The organism is Aeromonas sp. HMWF014 (genome assembly GCF_963878295.1).
Classification (GTDB): Bacteria; Pseudomonadota; Gammaproteobacteria; order Enterobacterales; family Aeromonadaceae; genus Aeromonas; species Aeromonas popoffii.
This window is the reverse complement of sequence record NZ_CAWNYS010000341.1, coordinates 3,627-15,425: the sequence shown is the minus strand read 5'-3', so window position 1 is coordinate 15,425 and position 11,799 is coordinate 3,627. Positions and strand designations below refer to the sequence as shown.

The window sequence follows — 11,799 nt, the reverse complement described above, 5'->3', positions numbered from 1 at the left end:
ACACATCAGAAGGATCGGTCAATGGATCCTTAACTGATCGGCATTACGCCTTCGGGCGCCGTTGTTGTTGATGGCATCCTCATCTTCTTGAGGGCGGGATGCGGGGTGGCCAGCGTCATGTGACGAGTGGCGGCGGTCGTGCGCGGCTCGGGGCCCGGTTCCGGCAGATATCGGCTTCACTCCGCCTCTTCTCTTGATCTGCATCAAGCCTGTCGCGGGCGGGGTATTTTACGGTCAGGAGTGATATGGGTGACAGGTAACAAAAGGATGTGAAGATGGAACTGGAAAGGGACCCGAGATGCTATACCGACCTCTGTATCGACGGTAAGTGGTATCACTATGACCACTGCAGCACACATGTCTATATGCTGATGGGGGGCGCGGCCCCGAGACTGGAGCTGGCCCATGAGCCCAGCAGCGAGGAGGAGCTGATCACCATGCTCCAGCAACTGGCCCGCTTCTGAGCAGGGCTGTCTCATGGCCATCGGGCAGTGCGCCGCGATGGCCACCTTCTGTTTTTTCCGTCAGCCGTTCGCCTTGCGGCCAAACAGTTTCTTGCCCATCTCCATCAGGGCGGTCGCCGCGGCGTAGCTGCTGTCTGACTTGCCAATCTCATCGGCCACGTAGAGGAAGTTGGATCGGTACTTTTCCACCGCCTCTTCCCGGCTGTGAGCATCGATAAAATCCTCTTCCACCTCGAATCCCTGTGCCAGCAGCGCCTCTTTCTCAATCAGAAAAGTGGGGGAGGCCATGTCGACAAAGGTGTATTGCTGCCGGTTGGATGCCGGGACGGTAAAAAACTGGTATCTAGCCATCTGCGATGCCTCGCCTGAACGGGTGATAAATGATGTGACCTTCTGCTCGCCGAACTGTCCCCCTGGCCATCTCATCAAGGCGCAAAAAAAAAGCAACGTTCGAGTCTTTTTTGTCGTTCAAGCCTACCCGGTCCCACTTGGGGGCACAAGGGGAACATGGGCCTTGTTTGCCAGACAACGCCATGGCGCCGCACGGGCAGCATCGCTAAAAAACCAGCCTCATCAGGGGGCTGGCTGCAAGGTTATCGAACCCGCCATCAACCGGCGGCAGAGCACTGAGTGCTGCACCCCGCAGGGGCGTGCACCGTGATGGCGGGATATGACCCTGAGCCGACAACGTCCGCTGAGACTGGGGGGTAAGTGGTGATGTGTCGGTGCAGGCCGGGGGGGAGGAGTCAGACAAACGGCCCCCGGAGAGGGGGCCCGTTAGTGGTTGAACAGCGGGCCACGCGGCCCGGTTGGCGGCGGGTCAGTTGAACGCCAGGAAGGGCGAGACGCAGAGCAGCAGGCCGGTGACGATGATGATGTAGAGGGAGGCGCCCTTGTACTTGTGCAGCGCCGGTACCTGATAGACCAGATAGGCCGGGATGAGGCAACCCACCATGCCGAAGATGGGGCTGCAGATGGAGGTGAAGCTCAGCACGGGGGCGTTGAGCACAATAGCGCCCCAGGAGAGCAGCACGGTGAACAGCATGATGCCGCGACCCACCACTCCCTTGTTGATGCGCTCTTCCGGCATCACCCGGCGCAGCAGGTTCATGGCCAGCCCCTGACAGGCTTCACGAAAGCCCAGGTAGACGCCGAAGTAGGCGGTCATCACCGCGAAGATGTTGAGGGTCAGGCTGAGCAGCTTGAGGGTCTGGCCCGGCATGCCTTGCGCCACCATGGCCAACGCCGAGATGTTCTCTTCAGAGGCTTTGACCGCCTGCTCGTGGCCCATGGCCAGGGTGAAGGAGATGGCGTAGAAGAAGACCACCACGAACAGGATGCCGAAGGCGATGTTCATGGCGCGCATCGCCTTGAAGCGGGCCACTTCCAGCGACTTCTCCCGCGAGCGGTAGGAGATCACCATGGGGCTCAGGCTCTGGATAAAGAGGATGGAGGTGAGGGTAAAGGGCAGCATGATGATGGCGTCCTTCATCCAGTCACCGGCTGCCGGCATGGCGGTGATGTTGGCCGCATCCCACTTGTCGACCATCATGAGGCCGAGCAAGGCCACCACGCTGATCTTGGTCAGCACCATGAAGGTGGAGATCTTGAACAGCAGGTTCTCGCCGCGCGACGCCAGCGCTACCAGACCGCAGATCAGCACCAGACCGTAGAAGGGGTTCTCGGAGAGCAGGTGGCGGGTCACGCCGAAACTCTGCAGGAAGGAGGCGCTGTCATTGGTGATGGCGGTGGAGTAGACGAACACCCAGATCACCAGCATCACGAAGTAGAGGGCGCCGAGCAGCATGCCCCAGTTCTTGCCGAGGTAGCCCGTAATCACGCTGGGGTAATCCTTGCACTCGGGCGAGGTGGCCAGGGTATTGATGAAGAGGCGCTGGAACATGTACATGGCCGGGTAGCCGATCACCGCCGACAGCAGAAAGACCCACAACCCCATCAGCCCCACCTGTACCGGCAAAAAGACGATCCCCGCACCGATGGCCATGCCGATGCTCATGATGATCCAGCCCCAGTCGGTGCTGTCAAAACGAACTGCTTCTTTCCATTCCAGTGTGCCCGTGGCGGGCCCGGTGAGTGTCGTGCTGTGCGCGTCCATGGTTGACCTTGTTGTTATGTGAGTGATTATTGGCGCAAATATAGTTGAATAAAAAGCCCTAAACAATGGCGGGTTTCTCCCAGTGGTTCAAATCGGAATGGCGCTCACAGTTTCTGTTAATACGGCGTTATCGCGCAAAAATAGGCTTTAAATTTATAAAATAGTTGAACGAATGGTTTTAAAAGCAAATAATGTTGCATGAAATAAGTTTCGCGAGTTCAACATTATTTGAATGCAAGTGGAGGCCATATGAAAACCATCATAACATCAGCCGCAGCACCCGATGCCATCGGTCCCTACAGTCATGGCACCGCCTATGGCGATCTCATCTTTACCTCCGGCCAGCTGCCGGTGTGCAAGCAGCTGGGCGGCGTGGTGGAGGGGGGGATAGCAGCCCAGACCCGCCAATCGCTGGAAAACCTGAGATCCGTGCTGGAAGCGGCCGGTGGCAGCCTGGATACCGTGCTCAAGACCACCTGTTATCTGGCAGAGATCAGCGATTTTGCCCAGTTCAATGCCGTCTACAAAGACTATTTCCAGAAAGATTGCCCGGCCCGCAGCTGCTTTGCAGTGAAGGATCTGCCGATGGGCGTCAAGGTTGAAATCGAAGCGATCGCCCATATCGCCCGTTAATGCTGATAAAAAGGTCCCGGTAATGAAGCAAGCATGGCAGCAGTATCTGCAGATTATTCAACAGGTTGTCAAACCGGCCTTGGGGTGTACCGAGCCCATCGCCGCCGCTTATGCCGCCGCCGTCGCGGCTCGGCAGCTAGGCTGTGAAGCCCGGCGCATCGAGGTCGTGGTGTCGGATAATCTCTACAAGAACTCCATGGGGGTCTATGTGCCCGGTACCGGCAAGATAGGGCTGGCCATTGCTGCCGCCGCCGGTGCCATCGGCGGCAAGGCCGATGCCGGACTGGAGGTGCTGACCGCCATCACCCCGGAGCAGGTTGCCCGTGCCCAGAGCCTGATCGATGCCGGCGGCGTTCAGGTTAGCCGCACCGAGGCTCCCGAGTTCATCTACTGCCGTGTGACCCTGTTTGGGTGCGATGAGAAGGGGGAGGAGCACAGCGCCGCCGTGACCCTGTGCGGCGGTCATACCCGCATCGTTGAGCAGCGCCGCGATGGCGAGGTGACCTTCGTCGCCGATGAGAGCCTGCGGGGTGCCACCGGCGCCATCTGTGACGGTGTTGACATCAGCATCGCTGCCATCCATGCGTTCGCTACCCAGGTGGAATTTGAGCAGATCCGCTTCATCCTCCAGGCCTCCGAGCTCAACGGCAAGCTCTCCGACGAGGGGATGAATCACCCCTATGGCCTGGAGATAGGTCGCACCATGCAAAAGAGCATCCGCGCCGGCTTCATCGGCGAGGATGTGATGAACCGCATCGTGATGCTGACCGCCGCCGCCTCCGACGCCCGCATGGGGGGGGCCAGCCTGCCAGCCATGAGCAACTTCGGTAGCGGGAATCAGGGCATCGCCGCCACCATTCCCGTGGTGGTGATCGCCGAGCGTTACGGCGCCAGCGAGGAGCAGTTGGCGCGGGCTCTTATCATGAGCCACCTGGGGGCCATCTACATCAAGTCCCACTATCCCCCCTTGTCGGCGTTTTGTGGCAATACGGTCACCAGCGCGGCGGCCGCCATGGCCATGGTCTATCTGGCGGGCGGCAGCCTGGCGCAATCCTGCCACGCCATCCAGAACGTGCTGAGCGACAGCGCCGGCATGGTGTGTGACGGAGCGAAAGCCTCCTGCGCCATGAAGGTGAGCACCTCCTCCGGCGCGGCCGTGCGCGGTTTTCTGATGGCCATCAACAGCCACTCGGTGTCCGGGCAGGGGATCGTCTCGCACGATGTCGAGCAAACTATCAAAAATATCGGGCAGATGGTAAAAGACGGCATGTCTGCCACAGACACCACCATTATTGACATCATGTCTGCTTGATCACGTGACCTGGCTGCTGCCGGTGACGGGCCGCAGCGTTACCATGAAGGCCCCCATGAAACTGCAAGAGCTGACCCCGACTGACTTCGAGATCCTCAAGGCGATGGAGATCATAGTGGACGGCATCGCCGCCATGTATGGCCAGCACACCGAGGTGCTGCTGCACAGCCTGGATGCGCGCAATCCGGCCATCATCAAGATTGCCAACGGCCATATCACGGGCCGCAGTGTCGGGGCTCCCATCACCAATCTGGCGATGATGAAGCTCAAGAGCGGGCAGGATATCTCCAGCCCCTACATGACCAGGTGCGCCACCGGCAAGACCCTGCGCTCCCTGACCACCGTCATTCGCAATGGTGAGGGGCAGGCCATCGGGCTGCTCTGCATCAACACCGACATGGACGCCCCGCTGCAATCCGTGTTGCGTACCATGATGCCCGAGTGCACACAGCACCATGAGCCGAGCACCACGCCGGAAGTCTTTGCCCGCAACATAGACGAGGCCCTCAACAGCACCATAGACACCGTCAGTGCCGAGGTGCGTGGCAACGACGCCGTGCCCCCGTCCCAGAAGACCCGGGTCATGGTCAAGCAGCTGCATGATCTGGGGATCTTCGAGCTCAAAGACAGTGCCCAGATAGCCGCCCGCCAGCTCGACATCTCGGTGCACTCTATCTACCGCTACCTGCGGGAGATCAAGAAGGGCTGAGCCGGCTCAGCCCGCCCGCTTGGCAGCAAACGGGTCAGCCGTGCCCCGTTTTTACGCCCGGTTTTGCCTCCCTATTTGCGTCATCCCCCGTGTTCATCTGCTATCATCGTCCCCCTTCATTTTTCTATCTATTTGAACGTGCTGGAGAAACCATGTCTCGACTCATCTATCTGCTGCGCCACGGCCAGACCCGCTATAACGCCGAGCTGCGGTTGCAAGGACGCTGCAACTCGGACCTGACCCCCAAAGGGGAGGCGCAAGCCACCGCCATGGGCGCTCGCCTGCGCGACTTGCTGGATGACGCCACCCGCTGGACACTCTACGCCAGCCCCCTCGGCCGTGCCCGGCAGACGGCGCACCTGGTGTGTCAGCAGCTTGGGCTCGATAGCGATCGCATCGTCTGGGACGAACGGCTGGTGGAGCTGGGCATGGGGGAGTGGGAGAGTCGCCGGGTGCCCGAGCTGCTGGCGGCCCACCCCGAGCTCGACCTCGAACAGCCAGACTGGTATCTGCAGGCCCCTGATGGCGAGACTTTTCAGAGCATTCAGCGCCGGGCCCAGGCGTGGCTGCAGGATGAGCGTATTGCCGAGCGCGCCATCGTGGTCTCCCACGGGCTGTTCGGTGCCATGCTGCGCGGCGCCTATGCCGACCTCGACTACACCACCACCTGGCTGCAGGAGCTGCCGCAAGATGCCTTCTACCAGCTGCAGGACGGTCATATCACCCGCATTGCCTGCCAGTTGCCCTGAGGTTGCCACCATGCCATGGGCGATGGTGGAAAAATGGCGTGAATATTGCTGAGTATTGCCGTATGTCGAGAGATACAACGCAGAGAGGGCATTATGATCATCGGCGCGGCTCAATATCAATTGGTGCAACCATCGCAGGTTGCTGGGCAAAGTAGGGCCCAATTTGGTGAACAACAAAAAAGCATCAAGCTTGCTGAGGATAAGGTCACCCTGAACAGCAGTCATGGTGATGCCTCTCCCACTTACGATCGCTCTGGTCTGGTCAGGAAGGAGCCGGAACGCAGCCTGACCCAGATCGCGTTGGAACACTTGTCTGCGCAACGAATTGGACTCAGCAAAGAGAAGCTCGAGGAGATCGAGCAGCAGAAGAAAGAGGTTGAGGCGAATACCGATCTATCCGACCAAGAACGCCAGAAGTTGCTGGCGGATCTCGACCTGCAGAAAGAGGCGCTGATCAAGGAAGCAATTGAGCGACGTCAGACCGGTGACGATGAAGAGCAACAATCCAATCCTTCTTCTGGCAATGCCCCTGAATAAAGATGCCATGGGCGGCAATAGTTTGCCGCTTTAATGTTTGCTCCATTTTCCCCGGTGGTCTTTTCCATTTTTGGCGGCGGGCTACACATACAGAAACCCGTCTTTGTCGCAGTTCAACACATCAGAACACCTTGTCGCGGCAAGATAAGGCATCTTATATCCCAGATTTCTGGTGATGCGAAAGGAAGGGCTGACGCACAGGAAGAAGGTCTCGAGGTATCACCGTCGTTCACTGGCGAAGGCGGCAATGTATCGATTCAAGCCGTTGCTGGCGGGCAAAATCACTCTGCGAAGATACCACGGTCAAGTAGGAGAAGTGATGGCGTATGTGAGCGCGATAAACACACAGAACACCCGTGGTCAGCCTCTAGGACAGCCCCGAGTGTAGCGGTCACTTGGGGCTTTGGAAGTCATGGCCTGCTGACTGATCTAGGTAGCAATACCGTGCCGACATTAATGAAAACAGCTCGCAGATAGGCGAGGTGTTTTATCTAACCGGAGTTAGCCAACCGCCAGCTTTGCTGCTTCTTTCCACATGAAAGGTGGCATCGGAGTGGTGAGGCGCCATTTAATGTTCATTGGCTGGCTGCCGCTGTGGGAGATGTACTCCACCTCACCAAAGTTCACAAAGCCAAGGGTGCGGCCAAATTCATCTTTGCTCTGCTCACGGACGAACAAAAACAAGCGCTTACCTTCTGTTCTGTGTTGAATGTAACTCAGCCCCTTACCCCGCTCGGGGCGAGCGCTGTTTTGGCTTTGCCAATGGAACAGTGACTCGTTGATGGCGTAGTCGTGATAACGGGTGGTCGGGGAGAAGTGCTGCTCCGTTTTGTTCAGGGTCACGAACAGCAACTCGATATTTTGCTCTGCGATGACATACACCCCTTCGCGAGCAGTCGGTTGTTGCGCGAAGGTGGTCGCGCCAAAGCCAACCAGCACCTGCTCTCTGGCATATCGGGCATGCAGTTGCAGCGGATTACCGGGAAGGTCTGACATGGCTCGTTGCTCGTGCTGCACCCGGTTGATCAGCATGGGCAGCAGATCTGCCAGCTCGGCCCTTAACGCTGGTTGATTGAGTTGTTTCAGGCTGTGCGCCAAGGAGCTAAAGCCTGCGTTGGGGCCGCTCTGTTGCCAGAAGTCGTAATGGCACATCAAGGCCATGCGCTCATCGTGCTCACCCGTTAAGGTAAAGGCGTCTGCGACCAAGGTTTGTAAGAATTTCAAGTAATGGAGCGCATCGCAGCCCAATAGCCGGGTTTTGATGGCCCGAGTGTAGAGGGTTGATAACTTCTCATCGCTCATTTCAGAAATGGTATGGTTGTGGGCCTGTTTGACCAAGGAGCTCCAGTTACCGCGCTTGTAGATCTCTTCAAGGCTGATGTGAGGGTAAAACTTCAAAAAGTTCGCCAGCGTCAGCGGTAAATTACAGTCCTGCGAGAAACGGCGGATCAGGCCCATGAGTCGCGAGGTATTGAGGGTCGCCTTCTTGATATTGCTCAGAATTAACTCTTGGGTCTGTTTTGATAACTCGATACGGCAGCCCAAGGGGACATGAGGGAAGCCCTGTTTGATTTCGTGGCTGATCGCTTTATTGGTTTTACCCACCAGTGCCCGGAATTTCTGGGCAAAGTCATACTCCGCGCGAGCATTGCCAACGAAATCCAACACGGTGCAGCACTCTTTATTGCTCGCCAGCCGTAGGCCGCGTCCTAATTGCTGCAAAAAGATAGTTAGGCTTTCCGTTGGTCGTAAAAACAGCAAGGTATCAACTTCCGGGATATCGACCCCTTCGTTGAAGATGTCTACTACGCAGAGAATATTGATAATCTTGTTGCGCAAAGCGTGTTGTTTACTATACCGCTCGTCTCTGTTATCGCTGGTGAGGATGTCTGCCTTGATGCCCTTTAGTAAAAATGCCTTGTACATAAAATCGGCATGTTCACGGCTCACACAAAATGCCAGCGCCTTGATATTGGTAATATCGGTGACGATCTCATCGAGGCTCTGGACTATTTTCTGCACCCGCTGCTGATTGTGGGTGTAGATATTGGTGAGCTCACTAATGTCATAGCGGCCATTTTTCCAAGCGACTTGGCGCAAGTCAGTATCATCATCGATACCAAAATATTGGAATGGACAGAGATGACGACGATTAATGGCCTCTGGCAAGCGGATCTCTGCTGCGATGACACCACAAAAGTCAGCGAGAATATCACCGCCATCATGGCGCTCTGGCGTCGCGGTCAATCCCAACAGAATGTGAGGTTCAAAGGCGGCGAGCAAACCACGATAACTGGCCGCCGCAATATGGTGAACCTCATCAATGACGATGTAATCGAAATAGTCTGGGCTAAGGCGCAACGTAGCCAGTTGGTTATTCAAGGATTGCACCGAGGCAAACAGTTGATGGTAGTGGGTTGGCAGGGCGCCACCGACCAAGAGTTCACCAAAATTGGATTGCTTGAGCACACCGCGGTAAGAGGCCAATGCTTGGCGCAAGATCTCCTCTTTGTGGGCGACAAACAGGAACTTGGCGTCGGGTTTGGTTTTCAGAAAACGGGCAAAATCAAAGGCGGAGATCAGGGTCTTGCCCGTCCCGGTGGCCGCTACCACCAAGTTACGAAAGCGCTGATGTAAAGCGCGCTCCATCGCCAATTGCTCAAGGATCTCCTGTTGATGGGGAAACGGCGTGATATCAAAGAAATAGGCAGGACTATTTTTGTCACCATCCCCACGGGCCTCTTGCAGCGCATGCTGTAATTTTGTACGGCTTGCGAGCTTGCCATCAAACAGCTCAAAATCATCGGATTCCCAATAGGTTTCAAAGGTACTCAGGGATTTCTCGATAATATGAGGGATCTCTTGCGAGGTGATTTTTAGGTTCCACTCCAAGCCACTGGTGAGGGCAGAATGAGAAAGGTTGGATGAACCTATATAGCCTGTATGAAAGCCGGTATTTCGGCAAAAGAGATAACTTTTGGCATGCAACCGCTCGCGCTGGGTGTTATAGCTGAGTTTGACTTCGGTGTTGGGCAGGCTGGCTAAAAATTCGACCGCCTTGGCGTCGGTTGCCCCCATGTAAGAGGTGGTAATCACTTTTAATTGGCGGCCGCTGCGGGTGAACGCCTCCAGCTCATGACGGAAAATCCGGATACCTGCCCATTTGATAAATGAGACCAGCCAGCAGATGCTATCTGCCGATAATATTTCCCGTTTAATCTCTGATTCCATCGATAAGCCAGCATTGCTACCGCAGAACAGCTCACTTTGCGTTAGACCGGTCAGAGGGAAAACATCTTCGGCATATTGCTTTAAATTGGCTGAGATGGGGTTATCCAACTGGTAGAGCGCCGTCAGGATTTTCCCCTGACTATCGATGAGATTCTCGCCAATAAAGTCTGGGTCTTGCGTGCGATCTTTTAGCCAAAGCAATAACTGGTTAGCCAGTTCAATTTGCCGTTGCAGCTGATCCTCTCCAGTGACCGAACCCACCGCATATTCCAAAACACGACTCAGAAATCTGGATAACCAGACTGCCGCTTCGGCAGGTTCAAGCTGGCGTTCCCCTACGTAAAAGCGCTCGCGGTCGAGTCGAGATGTCAGCAGTTGAGTAATGAGTTGTTCATAAATACCGCATTGTTGCATCGTACACTGGCCTTGAACGTTGTACATGAGGGTGGCGAGAAGAGTATCATTTTTTCCAACCAAATCAGTAAGCTGTTGTCGTCTGTTACTCGTTTGAAAATCGCCCCGGTTTTCGGTGATACAGCCCGGCAGTGGCAGATCCAGCAGCCGGGTGTCTGTCGTCCTTATGAGTCAGCTGTGCGGCGCTTTAGCCGGTGCACGGGCAAGGCGTCAGTTTGCGATGGCCTGACCCGGCAGGATGCAACCTTGCTGGCCCAGCGCGAGCAAACCTGTACCCCGATCCCGTAAATACATGGTGGATAAAGGCTTGCCTGAATAGGTAACACCTGATGGGCGCTTTGCGCGCCTTGGCACAGATCCCTCTGGCAAGGGGGGTATGATGAGGTTGCATCACCACAGCATCGACCATCTGGTATTGACGGTCAGCGACATAGAGCGGGCCGTGGCGTTTTACAGCGCTGTGCTCAATATGGAGGCCATCACCTTTGGTGCGGGGCGTCGGGCGCTGCGCTTTGGCAACCAGAAGATCAATCTGCAACTGCCGGGGCAGGAGCCGCGTAACCGGGCGCAGGTGGGGGCGGGGGATCTTTGCCTCATCACCCGCTGGCCGCTGGAACAGGTCATCACCCAGCTTCACTGTCACGGGGTCGAGATAGTGGAAGGGCCCGTCACCAAGCGCGGCGCCTGCGGGCCCATCGAATCCGTCTACTGTCTGGATCCGGATCAGCATCTTATCGAGATCAGCCGCTATCCCTGATGGCGTGACCTGAGCCCTACCGGGAGATGATGGGGTCGTTCCATCGTTTGGGCCCCTCAGACCCAATCGTCATCAGTCGTCACCGGAGGGGGGACGACCCCCTCCGCTGACGGTTCGCGCGTTAGGTACTGCTGACCGCCCTAAAAGGGCCAGTCCGGTGCGTCCGCTTCATCCAAAAACGCGTCTATGTCGGCCCGATAGTCGGCATCGCTGCGATCGTTGCCGACCGGTGCCGCCAGCTCCACTGCTGCAGACGGGGGCTGGGCCGGCGCCGTCAGCGTCTCCATCACCCTCTCTTGCAGGTAGGGATAGAAAGGGTTGGAAGAGGTGCGGGTGAGGGAGCCTGGATTGACGATCAGCACCCCGAGTTCCCCGCGCAGGGCCAGGCCGCCCAGATTGATGCCGTACTGGTTCATCTGCTCGGGGCGTGGCGCCATGCCGTAGAGGGGATCGTCCATGGGGAAGGGCAGGGCCACGTGGGAGAGGGAGAAGATATCCTTGGGATAGTCGATGCCAAGGGGCTGGATCTGCTGTGACCCGCCGCCCGCCGCCAGGGTGCTGGCCTGCGTCTGTATACGGGACGTCGCCTTGTTGCCCACCACCGTCAGCGTGTAGCGCTGGGGCTGACTCGGCAGCAGGTGACTCAGGGCCAGCTCGGAGGCGCTGCTCATCAGGGGGCCGAAGACAGAGCCGCGATTAATGTCGAACAGCACCAGTTCGCTGCCGTTGGCCGGCAGGAAGTGGTAGAGATCGGCGATGATGGAGCGGGTGCTGACGGTGTAGTCGATGACAGACTGGAAGGTGAGGGCCGGGGGAAATGCCGCCAGCTCGCCACTGGCTGCCAGCTGGCGCACCTGCTGCTGGATGGCGTGGGTCA

10 protein-coding genes and 2 pseudogenes are annotated in these 11,799 nt (G+C 57.2%); 8 read left to right on the top strand and 4 right to left on the bottom strand.

The window, feature by feature from the left end; genetic code table 11:
• The first annotated feature begins 275 nt into the window (after positions 1 to 275).
• Positions 276 to 464, top strand: a complete 189-nt coding sequence (locus tag AAC083_RS14390; protein ID WP_108536961.1) for a hypothetical protein — start codon at positions 276 to 278, stop codon at positions 462 to 464.
• Positions 465 to 524: 60 nt separating this feature from the next.
• Here the strand turns inward: AAC083_RS14390 and AAC083_RS14385 are convergent, their stop codons facing one another.
• Complete coding sequence (locus AAC083_RS14385; RefSeq protein ID WP_042034582.1) at positions 525 to 815, bottom strand: hypothetical protein; 291 nt, start codon at positions 813 to 815, stop codon at positions 525 to 527.
• 469 nt (positions 816 to 1,284) lie between these two features.
• Positions 1,285 to 2,580, bottom strand: coding sequence for an amino acid permease (locus AAC083_RS14380; RefSeq protein ID WP_042034580.1), 1,296 nt, complete (start codon positions 2,578 to 2,580; stop codon positions 1,285 to 1,287).
• A 249-nt stretch (positions 2,581 to 2,829) separates the two neighbouring features.
• Between AAC083_RS14380 and AAC083_RS14375 the strand changes: the two genes are divergently transcribed.
• The 6 genes and pseudogenes from AAC083_RS14375 to AAC083_RS14350 all read left to right on the top strand — a co-directional run.
• Positions 2,830 to 3,213 carry a RidA family protein gene (locus AAC083_RS14375; protein ID WP_042034579.1) on the top strand — a complete coding sequence of 128 codons (384 nt, stop codon included), beginning with the start codon at positions 2,830 to 2,832 and terminating at the stop codon, positions 3,211 to 3,213.
• 22 nt (positions 3,214 to 3,235) lie between these two features.
• Positions 3,236 to 4,525, top strand: coding sequence for an L-cysteine desulfidase family protein (locus tag AAC083_RS14370; RefSeq protein WP_108536960.1), 1,290 nt, complete (start codon positions 3,236 to 3,238; stop codon positions 4,523 to 4,525).
• Between the two features lie 55 nt (positions 4,526 to 4,580).
• A complete protein-coding gene (locus AAC083_RS14365; protein ID WP_108536962.1) occupies positions 4,581 to 5,234 on the top strand; it encodes a helix-turn-helix transcriptional regulator in 654 nt (217 codons plus the stop codon).
• Positions 5,235 to 5,386: 152 nt separating this feature from the next.
• Positions 5,387 to 5,983 carry a histidine phosphatase family protein gene (locus AAC083_RS14360; protein ID WP_108536959.1) on the top strand — a complete coding sequence of 199 codons (597 nt, stop codon included), beginning with the start codon at positions 5,387 to 5,389 and terminating at the stop codon, positions 5,981 to 5,983.
• A gap of 93 nt (positions 5,984 to 6,076) precedes the next feature.
• On the top strand, positions 6,077 to 6,520 hold the full coding sequence (locus tag AAC083_RS14355; protein WP_108536958.1) for a hypothetical protein: 444 nt from the start codon (positions 6,077 to 6,079) through the stop codon (positions 6,518 to 6,520).
• A 169-nt stretch (positions 6,521 to 6,689) separates the two neighbouring features.
• A pseudogene (locus tag AAC083_RS14350) lies at positions 6,690 to 6,908 on the top strand (IS5/IS1182 family transposase); the annotation flags it as partial.
• 113 nt (positions 6,909 to 7,021) lie between these two features.
• Here the strand turns inward: AAC083_RS14350 and AAC083_RS14345 are convergent.
• Entirely contained in the window at positions 7,022 to 10,165 is a 3,144-nt protein-coding gene (locus tag AAC083_RS14345) for a DUF3427 domain-containing protein (protein WP_108536957.1), read from the bottom strand.
• Positions 10,166 to 10,544: 379 nt separating this feature from the next.
• On the opposite strand from AAC083_RS14345, the gene AAC083_RS14340 reads away from it, so the two are divergent.
• Complete coding sequence (locus AAC083_RS14340) at positions 10,545 to 10,922, top strand: VOC family protein (protein WP_108536955.1); 378 nt, start codon at positions 10,545 to 10,547, stop codon at positions 10,920 to 10,922.
• A 140-nt stretch (positions 10,923 to 11,062) separates the two neighbouring features.
• Here the strand turns inward: AAC083_RS14340 and AAC083_RS23150 are convergent.
• A pseudogene (locus AAC083_RS23150) lies at positions 11,063 to 11,799 on the bottom strand (alpha/beta hydrolase); the annotation flags it as partial.